This is a genomic window from Antrihabitans cavernicola (assembly GCF_008297975.1).
GTDB classification, from domain to species: domain Bacteria; phylum Actinomycetota; class Actinomycetes; order Mycobacteriales; family Mycobacteriaceae; genus Antrihabitans; species Antrihabitans cavernicola.
Genome location: NZ_VLNY01000002.1, coordinates 567,967 through 591,813, shown reverse-complemented (window position 1 = coordinate 591,813; position 23,847 = coordinate 567,967). Strand labels below are relative to the sequence as shown.

21 protein-coding genes and 1 pseudogene are annotated in these 23,847 nt (G+C 65.9%); 6 read left to right on the top strand and 16 right to left on the bottom strand.

What is annotated here, in order from left to right; genetic code table 11:
• Positions 1 to 42 precede the first annotated feature (42 nt).
• Together FOY51_RS06515 and FOY51_RS06510 are read right to left on the bottom strand one after the other, a co-directional pair.
• Complete coding sequence (locus FOY51_RS06515; RefSeq protein ID WP_149429350.1) at positions 43 to 531, bottom strand: nucleoside/nucleotide kinase family protein; 489 nt, start codon at positions 529 to 531, stop codon at positions 43 to 45.
• Complete coding sequence (locus tag FOY51_RS06510) at positions 528 to 1,433, bottom strand: dienelactone hydrolase family protein (RefSeq protein ID WP_149429349.1); 906 nt, start codon at positions 1,431 to 1,433, stop codon at positions 528 to 530. The genes FOY51_RS06515 and FOY51_RS06510 overlap by 4 nt, the downstream gene beginning before the upstream one ends.
• Before the next feature lie 111 nt (positions 1,434 to 1,544).
• Between FOY51_RS06510 and FOY51_RS06505 the strand changes: the two genes are divergently transcribed.
• On the top strand, positions 1,545 to 3,053 hold the full coding sequence (locus FOY51_RS06505; protein WP_149429348.1) for a DHA2 family efflux MFS transporter permease subunit: 1,509 nt from the start codon (positions 1,545 to 1,547) through the stop codon (positions 3,051 to 3,053).
• A gap of 56 nt (positions 3,054 to 3,109) precedes the next feature.
• Here the strand turns inward: FOY51_RS06505 and FOY51_RS06500 are convergent, their stop codons facing one another.
• Both FOY51_RS06500 and FOY51_RS06495 read right to left on the bottom strand, forming a co-directional pair.
• Positions 3,110 to 4,066 (bottom strand): electron transfer flavoprotein subunit alpha/FixB family protein, encoded by a 957-nt coding sequence (locus tag FOY51_RS06500; RefSeq protein ID WP_149429347.1) that lies wholly within the window; start codon positions 4,064 to 4,066, stop codon positions 3,110 to 3,112.
• A gap of 46 nt (positions 4,067 to 4,112) precedes the next feature.
• A complete protein-coding gene (locus FOY51_RS06495) occupies positions 4,113 to 4,898 on the bottom strand; it encodes an electron transfer flavoprotein subunit beta/FixA family protein (RefSeq protein ID WP_149429346.1) in 786 nt (261 codons plus the stop codon).
• A 154-nt stretch (positions 4,899 to 5,052) separates the two neighbouring features.
• On the opposite strand from FOY51_RS06495, the gene FOY51_RS06490 reads away from it, so the two are divergent.
• From FOY51_RS06490 to FOY51_RS06480, 3 genes are read left to right on the top strand one after another with little or no spacing between them, the layout of a single operon-like run.
• A complete protein-coding gene (locus tag FOY51_RS06490) occupies positions 5,053 to 5,961 on the top strand; it encodes a class I SAM-dependent methyltransferase (protein ID WP_149429345.1) in 909 nt (302 codons plus the stop codon).
• A gap of 17 nt (positions 5,962 to 5,978) precedes the next feature.
• On the top strand, positions 5,979 to 7,484 hold the full coding sequence (locus FOY51_RS06485; protein ID WP_149429538.1) for a 1,4-alpha-glucan branching protein domain-containing protein: 1,506 nt from the start codon (positions 5,979 to 5,981) through the stop codon (positions 7,482 to 7,484).
• Between the two features lie 28 nt (positions 7,485 to 7,512).
• Positions 7,513 to 8,766, top strand: a complete 1,254-nt coding sequence (locus FOY51_RS06480; RefSeq protein WP_149429344.1) for a glycosyltransferase family 4 protein — start codon at positions 7,513 to 7,515, stop codon at positions 8,764 to 8,766.
• Here the strand turns inward: FOY51_RS06480 and FOY51_RS06475 are convergent.
• Both FOY51_RS06475 and FOY51_RS06470 read right to left on the bottom strand, forming a co-directional pair.
• Positions 8,758 to 9,783 (bottom strand): YncE family protein, encoded by a 1,026-nt coding sequence (locus FOY51_RS06475; protein ID WP_149429343.1) that lies wholly within the window; start codon positions 9,781 to 9,783, stop codon positions 8,758 to 8,760. The genes FOY51_RS06480 and FOY51_RS06475 overlap by 9 nt on opposite strands.
• 73 nt (positions 9,784 to 9,856) lie before the next feature.
• A complete protein-coding gene (locus tag FOY51_RS06470) occupies positions 9,857 to 10,606 on the bottom strand; it encodes an acyltransferase (RefSeq protein WP_149429342.1) in 750 nt (249 codons plus the stop codon).
• Positions 10,607 to 10,752: 146 nt separating this feature from the next.
• Between FOY51_RS06470 and FOY51_RS06465 the strand changes: the two genes are divergently transcribed.
• The gene (locus FOY51_RS06465) at positions 10,753 to 12,042 is read left to right on the top strand and encodes an outer membrane protein assembly factor BamB family protein (RefSeq protein ID WP_149429537.1); all 1,290 of its coding nucleotides are present in this window, start codon (positions 10,753 to 10,755) and stop codon (positions 12,040 to 12,042) included.
• Here FOY51_RS06465 and FOY51_RS06460 read toward each other — a convergent pair.
• The 5 genes from FOY51_RS06460 to FOY51_RS06440 all read right to left on the bottom strand — a co-directional run bounded on the left by FOY51_RS06460 (position 12,035) and on the right by FOY51_RS06440 (position 16,727).
• On the bottom strand, positions 12,035 to 13,192 hold the full coding sequence (locus tag FOY51_RS06460) for a THUMP-like domain-containing protein (RefSeq protein ID WP_149429341.1): 1,158 nt from the start codon (positions 13,190 to 13,192) through the stop codon (positions 12,035 to 12,037). The genes FOY51_RS06465 and FOY51_RS06460 overlap by 8 nt on opposite strands.
• A 17-nt stretch (positions 13,193 to 13,209) precedes the next feature.
• On the bottom strand, positions 13,210 to 14,211 hold the full coding sequence (locus FOY51_RS06455) for a class I SAM-dependent methyltransferase (RefSeq protein ID WP_149429340.1): 1,002 nt from the start codon (positions 14,209 to 14,211) through the stop codon (positions 13,210 to 13,212).
• Positions 14,212 to 14,290: 79 nt separating this feature from the next.
• Complete coding sequence (locus FOY51_RS06450; protein ID WP_149429339.1) at positions 14,291 to 15,070, bottom strand: enoyl-CoA hydratase/isomerase family protein; 780 nt, start codon at positions 15,068 to 15,070, stop codon at positions 14,291 to 14,293.
• A gap of 23 nt (positions 15,071 to 15,093) precedes the next feature.
• Positions 15,094 to 15,843, bottom strand: a complete 750-nt coding sequence (locus tag FOY51_RS06445; RefSeq protein ID WP_235916180.1) for an NUDIX hydrolase — start codon at positions 15,841 to 15,843, stop codon at positions 15,094 to 15,096.
• A gap of 59 nt (positions 15,844 to 15,902) precedes the next feature.
• On the bottom strand, positions 15,903 to 16,727 hold the full coding sequence (locus FOY51_RS06440; RefSeq protein ID WP_149429337.1) for an ABC transporter ATP-binding protein: 825 nt from the start codon (positions 16,725 to 16,727) through the stop codon (positions 15,903 to 15,905).
• A gap of 50 nt (positions 16,728 to 16,777) precedes the next feature.
• Here FOY51_RS06440 and glgX point away from each other — a divergent pair, with 50 nt between their 5' ends.
• Positions 16,778 to 18,886 carry a glycogen debranching protein GlgX gene (glgX, locus tag FOY51_RS06435; protein WP_235916149.1) on the top strand — a complete coding sequence of 703 codons (2,109 nt, stop codon included), beginning with the start codon at positions 16,778 to 16,780 and terminating at the stop codon, positions 18,884 to 18,886.
• Between the two features lie 23 nt (positions 18,887 to 18,909).
• Here the strand turns inward: glgX and yczE are convergent.
• From yczE to ctaD, 5 genes and pseudogenes are all read right to left on the bottom strand, one after another.
• Positions 18,910 to 19,455, bottom strand: a pseudogene (yczE, locus tag FOY51_RS28180) (membrane protein YczE); the annotation flags it as partial.
• Between the two features lie 60 nt (positions 19,456 to 19,515).
• Complete coding sequence (locus tag FOY51_RS06425) at positions 19,516 to 19,929, bottom strand: TIGR03668 family PPOX class F420-dependent oxidoreductase (RefSeq protein ID WP_149429335.1); 414 nt, start codon at positions 19,927 to 19,929, stop codon at positions 19,516 to 19,518.
• Positions 19,926 to 20,672 (bottom strand): aminoacyl-tRNA hydrolase, encoded by a 747-nt coding sequence (locus FOY51_RS06420; protein WP_371830416.1) that lies wholly within the window; start codon positions 20,670 to 20,672, stop codon positions 19,926 to 19,928. The genes FOY51_RS06425 and FOY51_RS06420 overlap by 4 nt, the downstream gene beginning before the upstream one ends.
• Entirely contained in the window at positions 20,656 to 21,897 is a 1,242-nt protein-coding gene (gene serB, locus FOY51_RS06415; protein ID WP_149429334.1) for a phosphoserine phosphatase SerB, read from the bottom strand. Before serB ends, FOY51_RS06420 begins: the two co-directional genes overlap by 17 nt.
• Positions 21,898 to 22,008: 111 nt before the next feature.
• Positions 22,009 to 23,796 carry an aa3-type cytochrome oxidase subunit I gene (gene ctaD / locus FOY51_RS06410; RefSeq protein WP_187776199.1) on the bottom strand — a complete coding sequence of 596 codons (1,788 nt, stop codon included), beginning with the start codon at positions 23,794 to 23,796 and terminating at the stop codon, positions 22,009 to 22,011.
• Between the last annotated feature and the right edge of the window lie 51 nt (positions 23,797 to 23,847).

Sequence of the window (23,847 nt, the reverse complement as noted above, 5' to 3'; positions counted from 1 at the left end):
GTGCGGGTGCAATTGTGCCCGCAGCAGGCGAAATGGTCCGCGTCAGTCCGTGAGCACGATCAGATCCGCCCGCGCCCTCGTATCGTCGGCATCGAAGAGTGCACGTTCCTGCTCTGCCCACCGATCCCACTGCGCTGCAAAGGTTTCGCCGTCCCTGGCGATCGCGCGCTGATAGCGCACCTCGCTCCCGGCTTCGAGCCAGACGACGTAATCGGCGAACTTCCCGGCGGGCAGCGCACTCGACCCGACACCTTCGACCATCAGCACCGACACCGCAGGCACCACCACCGCCGAGCCACGAACACCCGATTCCCAATCCCACGGCCGATACGACGCCCGCTCCCCCGCTGCGACTGGCTCCAACACGTCCGACGCCAACACCGCAACGCCGTCGACCAGCCCGTCCCAACCGGCGTACAGATCGTCCATGTGCAGCACGACTACGTCGCCGTCCAATGCGGCCGCGAGTTCGGCGGCGAACGTCGTCTTCCCCGATCCGCTCGGTCCGTCAACGGCTACCACCAGCGTCATCCGACGTAGCGCCCGAACCAGTCCAGGACCTTCTTCCAGACGTCGTTGGCGGCTGTCGGGTTGTAGCGCGGGCCGGTGTCGTTGAAGAACGCATGGTCCGCGCCGGGCTCGGTGACCACTTGGTGGTCCAGTCCCGCCTTGACCAAGGCCGCGGTGGCAGCGTCACGGGATGCGCTGACCCGGGTGTCCAGCGCCGCGTAGACCGCGAGCACCGCCGCTTTGGAGCCGCCGAAATCGGCATTCTCCGGCAGTGGCCCGTAGAACGGCGACGCGGCCGCAAGTCGCGGTTCACCGGACGCGAGCAATTGCCAGACCAGCCCGCCGCCGAAGCAAAAGCCGATCGCAGCGGCTTTCTTGCCAGGCACCCGGCGCTCCAACTCGTCCACGGTCGCTTTCATATCGGCGACGAAGCGGTCTGCCGGAATTTTCGCGAGCGCGGCGGTCGCTTCCGCCGGATCGGTGAACTTGGCGGTGCCGCCCTCCTCCGACAGCAGATCGACAGCGATCGCCGAGTAGCCCGCACCTGCGAATCGCCCTGCGACGGAACGGATGTGGTCTGTAAGGCCCTTGTTCTCGTGGATCACCAGGACAGATCCACGCGGCTCGGCGGCGGCCGCCCAAGCACCCTGCAACGTGCGACCCTCCGGTCCGGCAAACGTCACAGGCTCGGATGCGACGGCGCCCGTCATCCCCGGGGGCGGTCCGTCGGTGCGTGTCGCGGCAGCGGTCGTCGACGCCGCGGTGGTGCCGGAATCCGACGAGCACGCCGCGAGCAACGAACTCGCCGCCGCCACTCCAATCCCCAACAACCCGAGCCGACGAATCGCTTCGCGCCGCGTGAAGATCCCGTCGGCGTGATCGACGGCGATCTCTTCGGCGATATAGCGCTGCAGTGGTGTCATGGGTCGATGATGCTCGCCCGAGCCAGTGCAGTCGAGCGTCGCAAACGTGCGAGAAACGGACCTACCGGACATGGTCTGGTCAAAGCCCTTTTCGAGTGCCAGGCTTAAGCGGTGACCAGACCTCCGGATACCGAATCCGCTTCCGACAAGCTCGATCCCGCGGTGTTGCGAGTCGCGGGCGTTGTGGTGCTCGGCGCGATCATGTCGATTCTCGACGTCACCGTCGTCAACGTTGCCCTGCGAACGTTCCAGATCGAGTTCCACACCACGCCCGCCATCGCCGCATGGACGATGACCGGCTACACCCTCGCTCTTGCGACGGTCATCCCGGTGACCGGCTGGGCCGCCGATCGGTTCGGCACCAAGCGGCTCTACATGCTCGCGATGGCGTTCTTCGTCTTCGGCTCGGTGCTGTGCAGCACGGCATGGAACATCGAGTCGCTCATCGCCTTCCGCGTCATCCAGGGTCTCGGCGGCGGCATGCTGATGCCGCTCGGCATGACGATCCTGACCCACGCGGCCGGTCCGCAGCGGATCGGGCGCGTCATGGCGATCATGGGCGTGCCGATGCTGCTCGGCCCGATCGGCGGACCGATCCTCGGCGGCTGGCTCATCGAGAGCTTCAGCTGGCACTGGATCTTCCTGATCAACGTGCCGATCGGTGCGATCGCGCTGGTACTCGCGTTCATCGTGTTGCCGAAGGACAAACCGGAGCCGTCCGAATCGTTCGACGTCGTCGGGATGCTCTTGGCGTCACCGGGTTTGGCGCTCTTCCTGTTCGGCGTCTCGTCGATCCCGGGCGAGGGCACCGTCATGGCCGCGAAGGTGCTGATCCCTGCGATCCTCGGCGTGGTGTTGATGGCCGCCTTCGTCGTCCACGCGCTACGCATCGAGCATCCGCTCATCGACGTGCACCTGTTCCGCAACAGCGCACTTCGATACGCGGTGCTGACGATGGTCCTGTTCGCCGCCGCCTTCTTCGGCGCCCAGCTGCTGCTGCAGCTCTACCTGCAGCAGGTACGTGGCGAGTCGACCCTGCACTCCGGATTGCTCAATGCCGCACAGGGATTGGGCGCGATGATCACCATGCCGATCGCAGGCCGACTGGTCGACAAGATCGGCCCTGGCAAGATCGTGCTGACCGGTGTCACCGTAATCGCGATCGGCCTGTCGACGTTCACCCGCATCGGCTCCGACACGTCGTTCCTGCTGATCGAGGGATCGTTGTTCGTGATGGGCCTCGGTATGGGCGCCACCATGATGCCGACGATGACGGCTGCCATACAGACGCTGTCGCACGCACAGGTCGCACGCGGATCGACACTGATGAACATCGTCAACCAGACCGGCTTCTCCATCGGCGCCGCGGCGATATCGGTGGTGCTGACGAACTTTCTTACGCACGAGGGAGCGGGCGGTTCACCCACTGGGGGTCCTCCCGCCAACGTGCCCCCGCAGGTGCTCGAGCAGATTCGCGAAAGTGCCGCAACGGCATTCGCCCACACCTACGTGGTGTCGTTCGTCCTCGTTCTGCTGACCCTCATCCCCGCGTTCTTCCTACCGAGGTCCACACCGAAGGCGCCTGCCGACGGCGAGACTGCTGCGGCGGTCGTCGCCTGAGACGGCAGACGGCCCCGCTCCCACGATGGGAACGGGGCCGTCTGCGGGGATAGGTGCTATCCCTTGTGCTTCTTGACCGCTTCGGTGAGCTGCGGCGCGACGTTGAACAGGTCGCCGACGATGCCGAAGTCCGCGATCTCGAAGATCGGGGCTTCCTCGTCCTTGTTCACCGCGACGATGGTCTTCGACGTCTGCATGCCCGCCCGGTGCTGGATGGCACCGGAGATGCCGAGCGCGATGTAGAGCTGCGGCGAGACCGTCTTACCGGTCTGGCCGACCTGGAACTGGCCCGGGTAGTAACCCGAGTCGACTGCCGCACGCGACGCGCCGACTGCGGCACCCAGCGAATCGGCGAGCTCTTCGACGACGGAGAACTTGTCCGCGCTGCCGACACCACGACCACCGGAAACGACGACCGTCGCCTCGGTGAGCTCGGGGCGGTCGCCACCGACGATCGGCTCACGGTTGGTGATCTTCACGGCGCCGTCTTCCTGAGCAGGCACCTCGACGGCCACCTTCTCGCCCGCGCCGGCCTGCGGCTGGGCATCGACTGCACCCGGGCGAATCGAGATGACGGGGACGTCACCGTTCGCCTTGGCATCGACGGTGAACGCGCCACCGAAGATGGAGTGCACGGCACTGCCGTCCGACTTCACCTCGATGACGTCGGTGAGCAGGCCCGAGCCGATGCGGGCGGCAAGACGTCCGGAGACCTCTTTGCCCTCGGCGCTGGCCGCGGTGATGACCGCGGCCGGGCTTGCGGATTCCACCAGCGACGCGAGCACGTCGACCTTGGGGGTCACCAGGTAACCCTCGATGTCGTCGGACTCGGCGACGTAGATCTTCTCGGCGCCCGCGGCGGCGAGTGCCTCGGCCAGCGCTTCAGCGGTGCCCGCGGGACCGGTGACCACTGCGGCCGGCTCGCCCAATGCGCGGGCGGCGGTGATGAGTTCGGTGCTGACCTTCTTGAGCGCACCCTCTGCGTGCTCTACGAGCACAAGAACCTCTGCCATGTCTTGCTTCTCCTCGGTATCGGTTTCAGTCTCTGGGGGGCGCCGGTCAGATGATCTTCTGCGACACGAGGTACTGAGCGATCTGGTTGCCGCCCTCGCCCTCGTCCGTTGCCCGCTCGCCCGCGGTGCGCGGCGGCTTGGGGGTGGAGCTCGTCACGGTGGTGCCTGCGTTCGCAACGCCGACGGTCTCCGGATCGATGCCGATGTCGGCGAGGGTGAGCGTCTGAACTTCCTTCTTCTTCGCGGCCATGATGCCCTTGAAGGAGGGGAAGCGGGGCTCGTTGATCTTCTCGTTGACGCTGACGATCGCGGGGAGTCCGGCCTCGAGGGTGAAAACACCTTCGTCGGTCTCGCGCTCGCCGGTGACCTTGTCGCCGTCCACGGTCAGCTTGCGCAGATGCGTGAGCTGCGGGATGCCCAGGTACTCGGCGATGATCGCCGGGATCGCGCCGATGCGACCGTCGGTGGCCTCGTTGCCGGCGATGATCAGCTCGACGCCTTCGATCTGGCCGAGTGCGCCTGCCAGCGTCCATGCGGTCTGAACGGCATCGGAGCCGTGCAGTGCCGGATCGTTGACGTGCACGGCCTTGTCGGCGCCCATCGAGAGCGCCTTGCGGATGGCGTCGGTCGCGCGGTCGGGACCTGCGGACAGCACGGTCACCTCACCGCCCTGGGCCTCCTTGATGAGCAATGCTTCTTCGACCGCACGCTCGTTGATCTCGTCGAGAACCGCGTCGGCAGCCTCACGGTCGAGGGTGTAGTCGCCGTCGGTGAGCTTGCGCTCGGACCACGTATCGGGGACCTGCTTGATCAAAACGACGATGTTCGGCATGGGTCTTCGTCGACCTCCTGTAGTAGCTGCGTCAGGATGCGAGGCTCAGGTGAGCGCCGCGGTGTTTCTAAACGCTGTGTTCCAGAGCCGCTGGGTGGCACTGGTGATCATGGGTACGCCTGGGGCGCCGTATAGCTGTGCGAGAGATTACCCCATGAGAAGTTACTCGCCAGTAACTTGCCCACTGTTCGACTATGCGCCCGACCGCCCACCCACGTCAAGCACCTCAGGCACTAACGTCGGGGCCGTGACCGAACCATCTGTGAGCAGCGCCGAGCCGTCGGTGAGAGTCGATGATCTCGAACCACTTCCCCTCACCGGCGAGCGCACCGTGCCCGGCATTCCAGAGGAGAACTACTGGTTCCGCAGGCACGAGGTGGTCTACCGCGACCTGCTCACCCGCTGCGCGAACAAAGACGTTCTGGAAGCTGGATCCGGAGAAGGCTACGGCGCCAACATGATTGCCGACGTCGCACGATCGGTTGTCGGCGTGGACTACGACGCGGGTGCGGTGGAGCACGTCCGCGCGCGCTACCCCCGGGTGCAGATGCGGCAGGGCAACCTCGCCGACCTGCCCCTCGACGACGCGTCGGTGGATGTCGTTGTCAATTTCCAGGTGATCGAACATCTGTGGGATCAACTGCAATTTCTGCGTGAATGCTTCCGCGTGTTGCGCCCGGGCGGCCACCTGCTGATCAGTACACCGAATCGCATCACGTTCTCCCCCGGGCGTGACACACCTCTCAATCCGTTCCATACGCGCGAGCTCAACGCCGCCGAACTGACGGAGTTGCTCGAGCAAGCGGGCTTCACCGTCGACCTGATGACCGGCGTGCACCACGGTCCGGCGTTGCAGGCACTCGACACCAAGCACGGCGGTTCGTTCATCGACGCCCAGATCGAGCGGGCACTGGCCGGTGAACCGTGGCCTGCAGCTCTCACCGCAGACGTTGCCGCAGTCACCACCGACGACTTCGACCTGCGCGAACCCGATATCGACGCCAGCCTCGATCTGGTGGCCGTCGCTTCTAAAGACACCGCCGCGAAAGGGTCCGGCGAGTGACCGAACGCGAGCCAGGCATGTTCAGCCTGGTTCTGCACTCGCACCTGCCGTGGTTGGCGAATCACGGCCGCTGGCCGGTGGGCGAAGAGTGGCTCTACCAGTCGTGGGCAGCGTCCTATCTGCCGCTGGTCGGGGTGCTGAAACGACTTGCCGACCAAGGTAAATCACGCCAGCTGAGTCTCGGCATCACGCCGGTGCTGGCCGCCCAGCTCGACGATCCGCACTGTCTGGCGGGCATGCATCACTGGCTCGGCAACTGGCAGCTGCGGGCACACGAAGCCGCGCTGATGCCCAGCGCCGATCACCGGGCGCTCGGCGCTCGCGAGCACCGCTTGTCGTCGGCGGCGATCGAGGATTTCGAGCAGAACTGGCGCCACGGTGCTTCGCCGATCCTGCGGTCGTTGATCGATGCGGACACCATCGAATTGCTCGGTGGACCACTCGCGCACCCGTTCCAGCCACTGCTCGATCCGCGAATGCGTGCATTCTCGCTGTCCGAGGGTCTGGCCGACGCCAACGCCCGCTGGGGCACCACTCCCGCCGGTATCTGGGCGCCGGAGTGCGGCTTCACCCCCGGCATGGAGATCGGGTACCACGCTGCTGGCGTCCGACACTTCATGGTCGACGGACCCGCCCTGCGCGGCGACACCTCGCTGGGTAGAACCGTCCGCGAGTCGGACGTCGTCGCATTCGGTCGTGATCTGCAGGCCAGCTACCGCGTCTGGTCGCCGAAGTCCGGTTACCCGGGCCACGGCGCCTACCGCGACTTTCACACCTACGACCACGACACCGGCCTCAAACCTGCCCGCGTCACCGGTCGTAGCGTGTCCGGCGAGGACAAGGCTCCATACGATCCGGATCTCGCAGCCGCCGCGATCGGCAGACATGTCGACGATTTCGTCGAGACCGTTCGCAAGCGGCTGCGGACCGAATCCGATCGCATCGGCAGACCAGCGCTGGTGGTCGCCGCCTTCGACACCGAGTTGTTCGGCCATTGGTGGCACGAGGGCCCGCAGTGGCTGGAGCAGTTGTTGACCGCGCTGCCGGAGGCAGGCATCACCGTCGGCACGCTCTCCGACGCGCGCGATCACGGGTACATCGGCACACCGGTCGACCTCGCCGATTCGTCGTGGGGCTCCGGCAAGGATTGGCGCGTGTGGGCAGGAAAACAGGTCGCCGACCTGGTGCAACTCAACGACGAAGTGGTGGCGACCGCCCTCGAGACCGTCGACAAGGCGCGGAAGGCCAACCACGCCCCCAACCGCGTCGAACTACGCGATCGGGTCAACGATCAGCTCCTTCGTGAAGCCCTGATGGCGGTGTCCAGCGACTGGGCGTTCATGGTCAGCAAAGACTCCGCTGCCGGCTACGCACGCGACCGCGCACACCTGCATGCGCACGCTGTTCGCGAGATCGCCGAGGCCGTTTCCGCCGGTCAAGTCGCGCGAGCACAGCGTCTGGCGGCAGGATGGAACAACGCGGACGGGCTCTTTCCCGGTCTCGACGCGCGGCGTTTGACATGAGTAGGCGTCTGCCCGATCAGGGAGCCACATGAAGATCTTGATGGTGTCGTGGGAGTACCCGCCGGTGGTCGTCGGTGGGCTCGGTCGCCATGTCCACCATCTGGCGACGGAACTGGCAGCGGGTGGCCACGAGGTGGTCGTCCTGTCGCGGCGGCCGTCGGGTACCGACTCAGCGACTCACCCGACGCACACCCACATCACCGACGGTGTTCTGGTCGTCGCGGTTGCCGAGGACCCGCCACATTTCCTCTTCGGCGAAGACATGCTGGCGTGGACGTTGGCAATGGGGCACGCCATGGTCCGCGAGGGACTGGCGCTCGGCAAGCCCGGCGTCGGTGCCGGCTGGCAGCCCGATGTGGTCCACGCCCACGACTGGCTGGTCGCGCACCCGGCCATCGCGCTCGCCGAGCACTACGACGTACCGCTGGTCTCCACCGTGCACGCCACCGAGGCCGGGAGGCACAGCGGCTGGGTGTCCGGTCGGATCAACCGCCAGGTCCATTCGGTGGAATGGTGGCTGGCCAACGAGTCCGACGCGCTGATCACCTGCTCGGCATCCATGCACGACGAGGTGACGCGCCTCTACGGCCCCGATCTTGCTCCAGTCACGGTGATACGCAACGGAATCGACGTCACCACGTGGCGCTACCGCAAGCGCGAGCCCCGCTCCGGTCCGCCGCGCCTGCTGTTCGTCGGGCGCCTCGAGTACGAAAAGGGCATCCAAGACGCCATCGCGGCGCTGCCCAGGATTCGGCGCAGCCACCCGGGCACCACGCTGACCATCGCCGGCGAGGGCACTCAGTACGACTGGCTCTACGAGCAGGCCCGCGTGCACCGTGTCGCTCGGTCCGTCTCCTTCGTCGGAACGCTCGGCCATACCGAACTGCTCGGCTGGCTGCACGGCGCCGATGCGATCGTGCTGCCGAGCCGCTACGAGCCCTTCGGCATCATCGCGTTGGAAGCCGCCGCTGCGGGTACCCCGCTGGTCACGTCGACAGCGGGTGGGCTCGGCGAGGCCGTGGTCGACGGCGTGACGGGCGTGTCGTTCCTGCCGGGCGACGTTGCCGGATTGACGTCGGCGGTACGCGAGGTGCTCGACGATCCCGCAGCAGCCCAGGTGCGCGCCAAGGCCGCGCGCGAGCGACTGACCGCCGACTTCGACTGGCACGTCGTCGCCCGCGAAACAGCTCAGGTGTACCTCGCAGCCAAGCGCCGGGTACGCCATCCGCTGCACCGACCGGAAGTGGTAGAGCGACCGCTGCCGGAGCGCGATCTACCGTGACGGCAGTTCGTTCACATCGATGATCTGCAGGGAACTGTCGCCGCCGGGATCGCTGCCGGTGACCAGTACGTTTCCGGTGTTCGGCTCCACCGCAACCGAATTGGGTTGTCGAACGGTCGGTAAGTCGCCCAGGATCTTGGGCACCGACGGGTTCGACACATCGATGACCCGCAACATATTGGTCGCGGTCAGTGTCACCAGCAAAAGCCCCCGGCGCGCGTTGTAGGCCAATCCGTAGGGGTTGCCGGGAGCATCGATACGAGCCACCTGCCGAACGTCCGGGGTGACGCTTTCGACGAACACCGCCCCGCCGTCGGTGTCGGCAACGGCGACGGTTCGATCCACCATCGTGACGATGTGCGTCAGCTTCTTGCCGACAGGCGCGTGCGCCACTTCCTTGCCCGCCGCGCCGTCGTAGACGAAGACACCGTTGCCCTGGACGTCGGCGACGGCGGCATAGGGACCGACCGCAGCGACACCACCGGGCTGCGGCGGTCCCGGCGGTACCGACGACGCGACAGCGTTGTTGCGAACGAACACCATGCCGCCGCCCAGTTCGTTCGTCACGACGCGGGTGCCGTCAGACGTCTGCGCGACGTCGTGCGGTTGGTGCCCGACTCCCCCGACAGTTGCGATCACCTTGCCTGTCGCCAGATCGACATCCAAGAGCTCGTTGCTGCCTTCGAGTGGCACCAGCAGCGGGCCGTCGGGTCCGGCAAGCGCGAGATGTCGTGGTGCGCCCTGCGTGCGCACCGTCTGCCGCACCGCACCCGTGGCGGCATCGACCAGAGCGACACCATCGGGGTTGCGTACACCGACCGCAGCGATTCCGGACGTGCCGATCACGATGCCCTCGGGCGCGTCGCCCACACGGACGACCCGGCCTGGCAGCGCATCGGTGACGACAGGGGCTTTGCCCGGTTCAGCGGCTGGGGTTTTCGGTGGCGCAGACTCACTGTCGCTGCCGCATCCAGCGACCAGGACGAGTAGTGCGACGACGGCGGCTTCTCTCAGCATTCTCGTTCCAGCCTCTCACGCATCGCCATACTGGTACCGGACAATCTGCCGAAGGTCCCCTGACCGACTCTCGTCATCGCTGCGCGGCGCGAGCTGCTTTCTTGCGCTCGATATCTTCCAGTGCCGCAATGTACTTGGCACGGTCCGCAGCGCCGGCCTCCCACGCCTCCTTGCGGTTCTTCACTACTTTGGCGGGTGCGCCGACGGCGATGCTGTAGTCCGGAACTTCTCCTTTGACCACCGCGTGCGCGCCGAGCACGCAACCGCGACCGATCCGGGTGCCGCGCAGAATCGTCACCTTGGCCGCCACCCAGGTGTCGGGCCCGATCCGGACCGGGCCCTTGAGAATGCCCTGGTCCTTGATGGGCATGGTGACGTCGTCCATCTTGTGGTCGAAATCGCAGATGTAGCACCAGTCGGCGACGAGCGTCGACGCGCCGATCTCGATGTCGAGGTAGGTGTTGACCACGTTGTCCTTACCGAACACCACCTTGTCGCCGATCCGCAGCGACCCTTCGTGGCAGCGGATCGCGTTGCCGTCGCCGATGTGGACCCACCGGCCGATCTCGAGTCGGGCCAGATCGGGCGTCGCGTGGATTTCGACATTGCGGCCGAGGAACACCATGCCGCGCAGCACCACATGCGGGTTGGCGAGCTTGAACTTCATCAGGCGGTAGTACCGAATCAGGTACCAGAGCGTGTACGCCTTGTTGTCGATCACCCAGCGCAGCGACTCCAGAGTGAGGAACTTGGCCTGCTCGCTGTCGTTACGACGCGAACCGCGCCACCTTGTGCGCAAAGGTGCGCCCCACATGCTGGTCATGGGCTGAGAGCCTACTTTCGCCCGCGTGGTCGCCGACACCCCGCCGGGGTCGGGATAGGGTCGAGCCGAGCATCGGCCCAGGACTGCTCAGATCAGACAAGGAGACATCGTTGCCGCTCGAGCGCAGCTTCCGCAGGTCGGCGGCAATGGTTCTCCTGGCCGTATCCACGCTGGTTCTTGCCGCCTGCGGCGCCGGCGACAGCGATTCCGACATCCTCTCCGCTGGTGGTTGGCCCGGGATGCACTCGGACGGACACAACAGCGACACCAGCACGGTCACCGGATCGCGGGATCTCTCGATGGCGTGGTCTCGGCCGATCGGCAGCCCTGTCGCCACGTACGCGACGATCGCCGCGAGCGGGCAGCTGTTCGTGACCACGAAGTCCAACGGCGGCTGCAATCTCTTCTCCTTTCAGATGGACAACGGGCGAAAGCGCTTCTGTGCGGTACTGGGGCCGGGGGCGGCGGCGTCCACCCCGATCGTGGACGGCGCGACCAACATCTACGTCGGCGACGACGGTGGCATGAACTCGTTCAACGAGCACGGCCAACTCCGCTGGCGCACCCAGTTGGTCGGCACGCCGATCTCGGCGCAGTTCACCGGCGACGGCAACGTGCTGTCGGTGAGCCAGCTCGGCGAGGTCGACGTGTTCAGCAGGCAGACCGGTGATCGCATCGTGCCGCCGTTCAGCCTGATGCCGCCACCCGACTACCTTGCCGATCCCAATCTGCCGGTAGCTCCGGATGGACAAGGCCTGAACGAATGCTTCGCGGGCACCGCCGGCTGCCCGGTCGCCAACACGCCGGCGATCGATCCGGCGACGGGCAAGTTCTTCATCACCGTTTGGCGCACTGGCGCAGCGACAGCGTCGCTTGTCGGTTTGACGTACACGCGCGGCGACAACCCGACGATCACACAGAACTGGAGTTCGGACATTCTCCCGGGCGGAAGTGCGTCGAGCCCAAGCCTGTCGCACGACGGTAAGACCGTCTACGTCACTGACAACCAGGGACACCTGCTCGCCGTGGACGCCGCATCGGGAAAGACCAAGTGGAGCTACGATCTGGGCTTCACACCGCTTGGCAGTTCATCGGTGTCGGCGGACGGTCTGATCATCCCGTCCGGCGGCAAGGATGCCCACCTGATCGCCTTGCGCGATACCGGAGACAAGGCCGAAGTCGCTTGGGAGCGTATGGATCTGGTGCAGCTCGGCGTTCCCGCTCAAGCCGCCGGATCCACCGGCTACACGGTGGTGCGCAGCGGCGCCGGCGACAATCCCGATCTCGCGATGCTGACGTTCGACACAACGTCGGGCGCGACCGTCGACCAGGACGTGCTGCCCGACGCGAAGGGATTCACAGTCGGCACGTCGATCGGTCCGAAGGGTGAAGTGGTCACCCCAACCCTGATCGGCGAACTGTTCGTCCTCAAGTAGTTCGCGCGTCGCACACGAATGCCACTGCGGTGCGGCCGATTCGGGTGATCACCAGGCTCAGCCGCCGGGTGCCTCGCAGTTTGAGTCGCGGCCGCAGTGTCGCCGGATCGACGTCGACGCCGCGCACCAAGATTTCGAGCGACCCACAATCACGACGCGCCAACTCCTGCCGAACCAGTTTCTCGGTGTACTTGAGCTGCTCCAGGATTCGGAATCCGCGCACGCCGTCCGGGACGCGATCGCCGGTGAGGTACGCGATCCGCGGATCCAGCTGCCACAGACCATGTCTCGCGCCGTAGTGCCGAACGAGACCCGCCCGCACCACCGCGCCATCCGGATTGACGATCCACTCCCCCGGGGCGCGCTCGGGCACATCGTCAGGCTCGGCGTCGGTGATGTCCCACCCGGTTCCATCACTTGCGAGCACGCTTGCGCGCCTGCCGATCCCGGCGGACAGGCCCGACGACCACAGACACGCTTCCTTGACTCCACCGTCCAGTGACACCACTTCGATCTCACCGGGCCATTCGAGCTTGTCGAAATCGAGTCCGGGAGCACATTTCACGGCGAGATCGCGACCCCGGTAAGCGTCGAGTAAATCGGGCAGAGGCGGCTGCAGCTGCGCCGGATCGTGCGTGCGCCTACCGCCCGATCGACGGGCCGGATCCGCGATGACGACGGTGCCCCGCGACGACGGATGCAACGCGTCGGCACGCAACAATCCAGCGCCCGGAACATTGTGCGCGGCCATCCGCAGCCGCACCGGGTCGAGGTCGCTACCCAACACTTCCGTTGCGGCACCGACCAATTCGGCCAGCTCGGCGCCGATGGAGCATGTGACGTCGTGGACGGCACGGCCGGCAAGTCTGCGTGCGCGATTGCGAGCGACCGCCGACGGTGTCGCCTGTTGCAACCCGTCGTCGGTGTAGAGCCAGTTGCTGCCGCCGACGATCTTGCCCGCTGATCGTCGTCGTAGCAGCACAGTTTCGACCACGGCGGTCGATCGGTCGCCGAACTGCTGACGCGCACGACCGAGATCACGCAGCAAGGACCCCGGTGAGAGTTCGAGCCGGTCGGCATCGGCGAGCGTACCGATGCCGTCCGAGCCGGTCAGGAATTCGACATCGGCGAGGGTGAAGCTGTAGCTCACGGCTGGAGCGCGAGAAGCTAGCTGGGCTTCACACCCGTGATGATCGCGTTGTAGAAGTAGCGGCGCGGAACGACGTGCCGCAGGATGGTCTCGTCGAGCCAGGTGAGGCGCTTCCAGCTGGTGAATCCGAACCGGGCCCAGTTGAAGCCCAGCTTCTCCGGCGGCACGGCGTACTCGAAGGTGCGCAGCGGCCAGCCGAGCAGAGCGGCGGCGAACTCTTCCGTGCGAGCCTTGACCTCGACTGCACCGGCCGACTCCGCGATTTTCTCCAGATCGGCGGGATCGAAGGTGTGCAGATCGACGATGGCTTCCAGCGCGGCAGCACGCGAGGACTCGTCGAGCTCCGACTGCGGCCGACGCCAGCTCTTCAGCGCGGACAAACGGGTCGCGCGGGTGGTGGCTTCCCATGTGATCCGGCCGAGCCAGCGCGCGTAGAAATCGCCGACCGTGGTGGGCTCGCCCGCGAAGACGAAACGGCCACCCGGCTTGAGCACGCGCAGCACCTCACGCAGCGACTGCTCGACATCCGGGATGTGGTGCAGCACGGCATGGCCGACGACCAGATCGAAGGTGTTGTCCTCGTACGGGATGGTCTCCGCATCGGCGACCCGCCCGTCCACCGGGAGGGCCAGATGCTCGGCGTTGCGCAGCGCAACCTTCACCATGCCCGGCGAGAGGTCGGTGACCGAGCCGGTCTTCGCAACGCCCGCCTGCATCAGGTTGAGGAGGAAGAATCCTGTGCCGCAGCCCAATTCCAACGCGCGCTCGTACGGCAGCGGCTGATCGCCCGCGACGAGGTCGAAGCGCCCGCGGGCGTAATCGATGCAGCGCTCGTCGTAGGAGATGTTCCACTTGTCGTCGTAGGTCTCGGCTTCCCAGTCGTGGTAGAGCACCTGGGCCAGCTTGGTGTCCGTACGCGCAGCCTCGACCTGTTCCTGGGTCGCATGCGGGTTCGGCGCGGGGTCCACGTCCGGCACCGCAGCGAGGCGACGGGAGGGCTCGTTGGAGCTTGCAGTCATGAGGGCAGCCTACTAGTGGTTGAGGGGTGTTCAGGGTCCGGTGACATCGCTGGGCGCGGACCGATGATTTCCGGCTATCTTACTCGCCGGTAAACTTGGCCTTACCGGGCCCGTTGTCGAGAAACGAGCGCAGTCCGATCGCGGCGTCCGCGGTCTCGAACAGAGCGGCGAACTGCCGCTGTTCGAGTTCCAGCCCGGTGACCAGATCGCCTGCAAGGCCCACATCGATCGACACCTTCGCCGCGGCCAGCGCTCTGGCGGGGCCACCGACGAATTGCTCGGCCCACGTTCGCGCGGCGTTGTAGACCTCGTCCGGTGCCACCACTTGATCCACCAGCCCGATCAGCAGCGCCTCGTCGGCGTCGACGAAGCGACCGGTGAAGATCAGATCCTTCGCGTTGCTCGGTCCGATCAGCCGCGCGAGCCGCTGCGTGCCGCCACCACCAGGGATCACACCGAGCAGAATTTCGGGCAGGCCCAGCTTCACGTTATCGCCCACGATGCGACGATCCGCGCCGAGCGCAACTTCCAGGCCGCCGCCGAGCGCGTAGTTGCTGATCGCGGCAACCGTCGGCTTGGGAATGGTGGCAATGCAGCCGAGCGCGGCTTGCAGGTCGGCGGCCATCGACGCCACTTGTGCCGGATCCAGCTCGGCGAGTTCCTTGATGTCGTCGCCTGCTGCGAACACCTTTTCGCCGCCGTAGACGATCACCGCTGCAACGTCGGCGTTCTCCGATGCGGCTCGCGCGGCAGTCCGCAATTCCGCATGCGATTGCAGGTTCAGCGCGTTCACCGGCGGCCGGGTGATGCGGATGGTCCCGATGTCCTCGGCCACCTCGAGCGAAACGAATTCAGCCATCAGGGCAGGCTAGCGCCCGTGCGTCAGGCCCACGGATGCGGACCCGCCTCGTAATAGCCCTCGTCATCGGGGAAATCGATGCGCAACGTCCCGTCCACCTTGTGCATGAGCGGCAGGATCGTCGTGATCTCCGGTTCGGCCGCGAGCACGTCGGCGGTCGTGGCGAAACCGGACAGGGACGTCAGCTGAGTCCAGGTCGGTGGCAACAGGACGTTGCCGCCTGACTTCCACTGAGCCAGCGCGTCGGCGGGCGTCTGCCACACCACCGTGTCCGCTTCGGACGTAGCACCGTCCGCGATCTGCCCATGGGGAACCACCGCGGCGAAGAAACGAGTGTCGTAGCGACGCTTCTCGCCGACCGGGGTTATCCAGTTGGCCCACGGTCGCAGCAGATCGGCGCGCAGCACCAACTTCTCGCTCGCAAGGAAGTTCGCGAAGGTCAGCTCGTGGTTCTCCAACTGCGTGCGCGCTTCGCGGTAGTCCGAGGTGTCCGCGACGACCGTGTCGGATGTCGGGCCTGCCAGGAGAACGCCGCATTCCTCGAAGGTTTCGCGCACGGCCGCGCACACCGACGCGACCGCGCGCGCATCGTCGGTCGCGAAGCGCTCAGCCCACCAGCTCACCGGCGGACCCGCCCACTCGATGGCGCTGTCGGCATCGGTCAGGTCGACTCGGCCGCCGGGAAACACGGTCATCCCACCTGCGAACTCCATGCCCCCGACACGACGTTGCAGGAAGACTTCCACCCCCGCGGTTCCGTCGCGCAGCAGCATTACCGTCGATGCATCCTTCACCGGAATTTCGGTCACCCGAGTGACGGTAGCCGGGTGGGTCAGCGGTGCCGATGCCGCCCTGGAACTCGGGTGCGACGCGCGAAATAGCGACCGTCGTCCTTGGTGAGCGCGATCGACTGGCTGAAGGCAGAACTCAGGTTCTGGCTCGTCAACACGTCGTCCAGCAGACCCTGTGCGACGACGCCGCCTTCCTTCAGCAGCAGACAGTGCGTGAAGCCCGGCGGAATCTCCTCGACGTGATGAGTCACCAGCACGGTGGCAGGCGAATCGGGATCTTGGGCGAGGTCGGTCAACCGTGCGACCAATTCCTCGCGGCCACCGAGGTCCAGTCCTGCAGCAGGCTCGTCCAGGAGCAGCAACTCGGGATCGGTCATGAGCGCACGAGCGATCAGGACACGTTTGCGCTCGCCTTCCGACAGCGTCCCGAAATTGCGATCCGCCAGATGCTCGGCGCCCAGGCTCTCCAAGGTGTCGACGGCGCGATCGGTGTCGACGGCGTCGTACTGCTCACGCCACCGACCGAGCACCCCGTATCCCGCGGAGACCACGAGATCGCTGACCTTCTCGTCGGCGGGGATACGACTCGCCAGCGCAGCCGACGTCAACCCGATTCGCGGACGGAGCTCGGCAACCTCAGCCTTGCCGAGCACCTCACCGAGCACGTGAGCGGTGCCGGACGTCGGGTGCACCTCGGCGGCCGCGATCCGCAACAGCGAGGTCTTGCCCGCGCCGTTGGGCCCCAGCACCACCCACTTCTCGTCGAGTTCCACCTGCCACGAAACAGGACCGACCAGAGTCACCCCGGATCGCCGAATCAGGACGTCGGTGAAGTGGATGAGGAGATCGGGATCGGGTTCCGGCACGTAACCATGATGTCGCACATCGATCGACGTTTCACGGCAGGATCGACTTCGTGTCGTCGCCGAGCGTTGCAACCGACCGGCTGCGGCCGGGGTCCCCTTTTCCCCTCGGCGTTTCCACGGTGCCGGGTGGGCACCAATTCGCCGTTCACGCCCCCGATGCGCAGGGCGTAGAGCTGTGTCTGATCGATCACGACGGCGCCGAGCGCCGGTTGGATCTGCCGCAGCAGACCTACGGGATCTGGCACGGAATCGTCGACGGGATATCGATCGGGCAGCGCTACGGCTTCCGAGCTCACGGCAATTGGGATCCGCAGCGCGGGCTGCGGTTCAACTCGAACAAGTTGCTCATCGATCCGTGGGCTCGCCAGATCGTCGGCGGGGTCGGCGACGCGAACGCACTCCTTGCTCACGCCGACGATCCGTTCGGTACCGCGTCGACCGTCGACTCGCTCGGGCACGTACCGCTCTCCGTTGTCACCGAACCCACGACCGCTGCCGCGGCCAAACTGGAAACCCCGTGGGCCGAGACGGTCATCTACACGGCACGGCACAGCGCCGTCGCTCCCGAACACCGTGGCACCTACCTCGGCTTGGCCGCCGATCCGGTGATCGAGCATCTGGTCTCGCTCGGCATCACTGCCGTCGAACTCCTTCCCGTGCAGGCATTTCTGACCGAGCCGCCCGTCGCCGCCCGCGGCATGCGCAACCACTGGGGCTACTCGACCGCCGCGTACTTCGCACCCCATCCCGGCTACGCGAGCCGACCGGGCGAGGAGATCGCCGAGTTCCGCACGATGGTCGATCGACTGCACGCGGCGGGCATCGAGGTGCTGCTCGACGTCGTCTACAACCACACCTGCGAATGGGCTGTCGACGGGCCCTCGATCAGCTGGCGCGGACTCGATGCCCGCGGTTATTACGCACTCGATGGCGACGGTAGAGACATCGACCTCACCGGGTGCGGTAACACCGTCGATGCCCACTCGCCTGCGGCTGTCCGGCTGGTGTGCGACAGCTTGCGCTACTGGTACACCGAGATGGGCGTCGACGGCTTTCGCTTCGATCTTGCGTCCGTGCTGGGTCGTACCGGCGACGGACCGTTCGATGCGCGAGCACCTCTGCTCTCCGCGATCACGACCGACCTGATGTTGCAGCGCAGCAAGCTGATTGCCGAGCCTTGGGACGCGACGGCCGCGGGATATCAGGTCGGCAAGTTCGGTTTGCAGTGGTCCGAATGGAACGACAAGTTCCGTGACGATGTTCGCCGCTTCTGGGCGGGCGGCCGCGAAGTGCGCGAATTGGCTTCCCGCCTTGCTGGATCCGAGGACATCTACGGCGACATCCGTCGACCGTGGGCGTCGGTCAACTTCATCACCGCTCACGACGGGTTCACCGTAGCCGACCTCGTGTCGTATGCCGAGAAGCACAACGACGCCAACGGCGAGGACGGCAAAGACGGTACGAACAACAACTATTCGGTGAACCACGGTGTCGAAGGGCCCACCGACGACCCGTCGATCGAGGAGGCACGAGGACGACATGTGCGGGCACTGCTCGCCACGTTGTTGCTGTCGACGGGGACACCGATGCTGTTGGCGGGCGACGAACTCGGCCACACCCAGGGCGGGAACAACAACGCGTATTGCGTCCCGACCGACACGCCGGCAGCGGACGCGTGGGCCATCGATTGGCCGAACGCCGACTGGCACCGGATCGCCTATGTGACTCGGCTGCTACAACTTCGAAAGTCGTCGCCCGCGCTACGCCAGCCCGAGTTCTTCGACGGCCGCGCTACCCCGACCGGCCATCCCGACCTCGTCTGGTTCGCCGCCGACGGCACCGAGATGACCATCGACGACTGGAACGACAACTCCCGCTGCAGCCTCCAGGCGTGGATCGACGAATCCGATGTCCGCTCGTCCGGCGAAACCCCGGATCAGGACGACAACTGGCTGCTGATCCTTCATTCCGGCGACGCCGTCGGCATTACCACCGCATGCCCCGAATGGTTCGACGGCACTTTGGAAGTGGCGTTCGATTCGACGACACCTGATGGCGCACCGGCCAATTCGGCGGCACTGCCGCCGCGCTCGGTGATCGAGCTGTCAGGCCCGACTTTCCTAGCGCTGCGGGCATTGTCGTCGAATCCGGGCAGATAGCGCGAAGCAAGCGGAATGAACAGCTGGATCAACGGACCGATGCCGAAGGCGTAGACGAGGGTTCCCACGCCCACCGAACCGCCGAGCAGCCACCCGGTTGTCAACACCGCGATCTCGATCACGGTGCGTACCAGGCGAACCGAGCGACCGGTGCGCTTGACCAATCCGGTCATCAGGCCGTCGCGCGGCCCCGGACCCATGCCAGCGCCGATGTACAGCACCGTCGCAATGGCATTGAGCACGACGGCACCGATCATGGCAGCGAATCGCCAGACCAGCCCGTGCAGATCGGGTAGTACGGCGAGACCGACATCCACGGCAACACCGATCACGATCACGTTGCTCACGGTGCCCAACCCCGGTCGCTGCCGCAGCGGAATCCACAGCAGCAGCACTGCCAGACCGGTCAGAGCGGTGACCGTTCCGAAGGTCAGCGGCACATGCAACGCGACACCCTGATGGAAGACATCCCATGGGTCGAGGCCCAAGCCGGCGCGAATCATCACGGCCATGGACGTGCCGTAGAGCCACAGGCCCACATACAACGCGATCAGTCGACGAACCAGCATGGTACGAGTGTCGACCTGACTGGCACCACAATGTAGAGCCAATCGACAACTACTGGACTGCTACCTGCTCAGCCAGTGATGCCACTGCAGGTCCCGCACTACGATCGCCGGACCCTCCGGTCGCGCATCGTCGTACTGCGGATACTTCGCGACCAGTGCGTCGATGGCCGTCACGCCGTCCGGCGAGTCCGCGTCGACCACCTGCGCATTGCCGTCCACCCGCAGCCACCACAGCTGCGACCAGTCACCCTCGTAATGGTCCACCAGCAGGCTCACGTGGCCGGTCGCGGCGATGTTGTCGAGCCGTCGCAGAGCGCGCGTGGTCTTCGGCTTGTGATCCACCGCCATGCATACGGTGTCGTCCACGAGCGCGAACACCACCGGCACCAGATGCGGTCGCCCGTCGGCGCCTACGGTCGCCAACCGCGCGACCGGGCTGCTCGCGAATCGCTCGCGAACCTCGTCGCTGGTCACGGTCGCTCGCCCGGCACCGCGATGACCGTCATCGATCCCGGTGCCACTTCCGTGAAGCCCGCATCGCGTACCGCGATGGCCCGACGCTCGGTAACCAGTCCTTCCAGGCGATGCCACAGATCGGAGCCTGCGTCGCGAACCGAGCAATCGAATCCGGACTGCGACCACGTGAACACGTCGTCGACGTTCATCGCACCCGCAAGCAGCATCGACGCATGGCCGACCTGAGCGGCAGCCTTGCCGAGAGTCATGTCCAGGGCCGAATTCACCCACAGGACAGGCAGATCGGGCCGTGTCGGGCCCGGGTCGTCGTGCTCCAGATCGGTGCCACCGATCTGCAGGCGGTGGATACGCGAATCGAGTTCGCCCACCGGACCCGGCACGAACGCACGCGCCTGGGCACCTGCTATCTCGGCTGTCACGCCCGGCACCTCGCAGGCAGCACGCCAGTGCGCCCCGCGAGCCCGCCGAGCCACCTTGCGAATCCGTGCGCCAGTCCAGTTCACGAACGCGTCGTGCCACTCGCCGCCGACCCCGACTCGCTCGTCGAGACACAGCGCAATCGTGGCAGCGGCCGCGGCCTCCAGAAGCGCACTGCGTGGTGGCGGATCGGTTTTCGGCAGGTGCAGCACGATCGGCATGGCCAGCACAGCTGCGGGATCTGCCGGGTCACCGCGACCACCGTAGCCCGCCGCCAGCACACCGTGTCTGGCAAGAAAGCCCTCGTCAGGCACCGGCTGCAGGCTCCAACGGGACGCGGCTCACCAGACCGTCCACGGCGTCGGCCGCCTCTACCTCGTGCCGAGTGACGCCGAGAATGAAGAGCACCGCATCCAGGAACGGGTGCGAGAGCGCCATGTCCGCGATCTCACGCAGCGCGGGCTTAGCGTTGAACGCGACGCCGAGTCCGGCGGCGTTGAGCATGTCGATGTCGTTCGCGCCGTCCCCGACCGCAACTGTCTGCTCCATCGGCACCCCGACCTCTGCGGCGAATCGCCGTAGCGCGGTGGCCTTGGCCTGCCTGTCGACGATGTCGCCGATGACGCGGCCGGTCAGCTTCCCGTCGATCACCTCGAGGGTGTTCGCCTGCACGAAATCGAGTTCGAGTTCGTGCGCCAGCTTGTCGATCACCTGACGGAATCCGCCGGAGACCACACCGCAATGGAAGCCGAGTCGGCGCAACGTGCGGATGGTGGTTCTGGCACCCGCGGTGAGTTGCAGACTGTCACCCACCTCGTCGAGCACGGATTCGTCCAGTCCCGCCAAGGTCGCCACCCGCCTGTGCAGCGACTCGGTGAAGTCGATCTCGCCGCGCATCGCCGCCTCGGTGACCTCGCGAACCTCGTCTTCGACACCCGCATGCGCTGCGAGCATTTCGATGACCTCACCCTGAATAAGGGTCGAGTCCACATCGAAGACGATCAGTCGTTTGGCGCGCCTGGCCAAGCCGGCCCGCTCGACGGCAACGTCGATGTGCTCGCCGACCGTCACCTCGACCAGCGCGGTCCGAAGCAGCGCGTCAGCTTCCGCGCCGGTGCTGGTTGCGGTCACCAACAGCTCCAGGCCGGTCACCGGATAGTCGGCGATACCGCGGATGGAATCGATGTTGGCGCCTTGCTTGGCCAGCGTGCGCGAGATCGCACTGAAGGCCTTGGCTGTGACCGGACTTCCGAGCACCACCACCGCGTGCGTGGACAACGGTGTCCGCCCAACCGGGTCGGCGCCGATCTCCACGTCGACGTGCACGCCGACGGTGTTCATCGCCTCTTCCAGCTCTTCCTGCAGGGCCTCGGGATCGTTGGGGCAGGAGACCAACACACCCAGTGTGAGTCGTCCGCGGATCACCACCTGCTCCACGTCGAGGAGGCTGACCTTGTGCCGGGACAGCGCGGCCAGCAGCACTGAGGTGACGCCGGGCTTGTCCTGTCCGGTCACCGTCACGAGCACGGTGGTGTCAGTCGGACCCACTCGAATACTCCGATCGTTGCGGGGAAGCTGATTCATTGTGGCAAGGCATACGTCTTCTCACGCGAAAGGCCCCGCCCGACGGATCGGGCGGGGCCTGTCCACGCTCAGCTGTTACGGCTTGGAGTCGGTACCCGGGTCGCCTTCGTCACCGACGGTCAGCGGCGCGCGACGAACGTCCTCGAGCACGGCACTGGTGTGCTTGCTCGACCCGAAGCCCACATGCGCTTCGGCTCGCATTCGCTCCACCATGTGCGGGTAGTGCAGCTCGAATGCCGGACGCTCCGAACGAATTCGGGGCAGCTCGTAGAAGTTGTGCCGCGGCGGCGGGCAGCTGGTTGCCCACTCCAAGGAGTTGCCGTAGCCCCACGGATCGTCGACCGTGACGACCTCGCCGTACCGGAAGCTCTTGAAGACGTTCCAGATGAACGGCAGCGTCGAGGCGCCGAGGATGAAGGCACCGACTGTCGAGAACGAGTTCAGGAAGGTGAAGCCGTCCGACGGGAGGTAGTCGGCGTAGCGACGCGGCATGCCCTCGTTACCCAGCCAGTGCTGGACGAGGAACGTGCTGTGGAAGCCGATCATCGTGAGCCAGAAGTGCCACTTGCCCAGACGTTCGTCCATCATGCGTCCGGTCATCTTCGGGAACCAGAAGTAGATGCCCGCGTAGGTGGCGAACACGATGGTGCCGAATAGCACGTAGTGGAAGTGCGCGACGACGAAGTACGAGTCGGTGACGTGGAAGTCCAGCGGCGGGCTCGCCAGGATGACACCAGACAGGCCACCGAAGAGGAACGTGACGAGGAAGCCGACCGAGAACAACATCGGTGATTCGAACGTCAATTGCCCTCGCCACATAGTGCCGATCCAGTTGAAGAACTTCACACCGGTAGGCACCGCGATCAGGAACGTCATGAACGAGAAGAACGGGAGCAGCACAGCGCCGGTGGCGTACATGTGGTGCGCCCACACCGCGATCGAGAGTGCCGCGATACCGAGCGTCGCGTAGACCAGGGTCGTGTAACCGAAGATCGGCTTCCGGCTGAACACCGGGAAGATCTCCGACACGATCCCGAAGAAGGGTAAGGCGATGATGTACACCTCGGGGTGACCGAAGAACCAGAACAGGTGTTGCCACAGGAGGACACCGCCGGTTGCCGGATCGTAGATGTGGCCACCGAGGTGACGGTCGACTGCGAGGCCCATCAGAGCGGCCGTCAGCAGCGGGAACGCGAGCAGCACCAGGATGCTGGTCACCAGGATGTTCCAGGTGAAGATCGGCATGCGGAACATCGTCATGCCGGGCGCGCGGAGCACGATGACCGTGGTGGTCATGTTCACGCCACCGAGGATGGTGCCGAGACCGGAGACGGCCAGACCCATGATCCACAGGTCGGCGCCGACGCCGGGCGAGTGCAGTGCGCTGGTCAGCGGCGAGTACGCGGTCCAGCCGAAGTCGGCAGCACCACCGGGGGTGATGAAGCCGGCGGTCGCCATCGTGGCGCCGAAGAGGTACAGCCAGTAGCTGAACGCGTTGAGTCGCGGAAACGCGACGTCGGGCGCACCGATCTGCAGCGGGAGCACCACATTCGCAAAGCCGAACACGATCGGCGTTGCATAGAACAGCAGCATGATCGTGCCGTGCATGGTGAAGAGCTGGTTGTACTGCTCGTTCGACAGGAACTGCAGACCAGGGACCGCGAGCTCGGTACGCATCAGCAGGGCCATCAGGCCGCCGACGAGGAAGAACGCCACGGACGTCACCAGATACATGATTCCGAGCACCTTGGGATCGGTGGTCGTCACCATCTTCCAGATGTACGAGCCCTTGGGTCCCACGCGCGGCGGATACGGCCGAACGGCTTCGATCTCGGGGACTGGCTGTGGCGCTACGGCAGTCACTAATCCTCCTACTGTGCCTTCGGTCGCTCCGCAGGCTCCGCTACATGGCCT

What these genes read in the sequence shown, in the direction of transcription:
- FOY51_RS06515 (WP_149429350.1), bottom strand. Translation starts at nt 531, where the DNA reads ATGACGCTGGTGGTAGCCGTTGACGGACCGAGCGGATCGGGGAAGACG.
- FOY51_RS06510 (WP_149429349.1), bottom strand. Translation starts at nt 1,433, where the DNA reads ATGACACCACTGCAGCGCTATATCGCCGAAGAGATCGCCGTCGATCAC.
- FOY51_RS06500 (WP_149429347.1), bottom strand. Translation starts at nt 4,066, where the DNA reads ATGGCAGAGGTTCTTGTGCTCGTAGAGCACGCAGAGGGTGCGCTCAAG.
- FOY51_RS06495 (WP_149429346.1), bottom strand. Translation starts at nt 4,898, where the DNA reads ATGCCGAACATCGTCGTTTTGATCAAGCAGGTCCCCGATACGTGGTCC.
- FOY51_RS06490 (WP_149429345.1), top strand. Translation starts at nt 5,053, where the DNA reads ATGAGAAGTTACTCGCCAGTAACTTGCCCACTGTTCGACTATGCGCCC.
- FOY51_RS06485 (WP_149429538.1), top strand. Translation starts at nt 5,979, where the DNA reads ATGTTCAGCCTGGTTCTGCACTCGCACCTGCCGTGGTTGGCGAATCAC.
- FOY51_RS06480 (WP_149429344.1), top strand. Translation starts at nt 7,513, where the DNA reads ATGAAGATCTTGATGGTGTCGTGGGAGTACCCGCCGGTGGTCGTCGGT.
- FOY51_RS06475 (WP_149429343.1), bottom strand. Translation starts at nt 9,783, where the DNA reads ATGCTGAGAGAAGCCGCCGTCGTCGCACTACTCGTCCTGGTCGCTGGA.
- FOY51_RS06470 (WP_149429342.1), bottom strand. Translation starts at nt 10,606, where the DNA reads ATGACCAGCATGTGGGGCGCACCTTTGCGCACAAGGTGGCGCGGTTCG.
- FOY51_RS06465 (WP_149429537.1), top strand. Translation starts at nt 10,753, where the DNA reads ATGGTTCTCCTGGCCGTATCCACGCTGGTTCTTGCCGCCTGCGGCGCC.
- FOY51_RS06455 (WP_149429340.1), bottom strand. Translation starts at nt 14,211, where the DNA reads ATGACTGCAAGCTCCAACGAGCCCTCCCGTCGCCTCGCTGCGGTGCCG.
- FOY51_RS06450 (WP_149429339.1), bottom strand. Translation starts at nt 15,070, where the DNA reads ATGGCTGAATTCGTTTCGCTCGAGGTGGCCGAGGACATCGGGACCATC.
- FOY51_RS06445 (WP_235916180.1), bottom strand. Translation starts at nt 15,843, where the DNA reads ATGCTGCTGCGCGACGGAACCGCGGGGGTGGAAGTCTTCCTGCAACGT.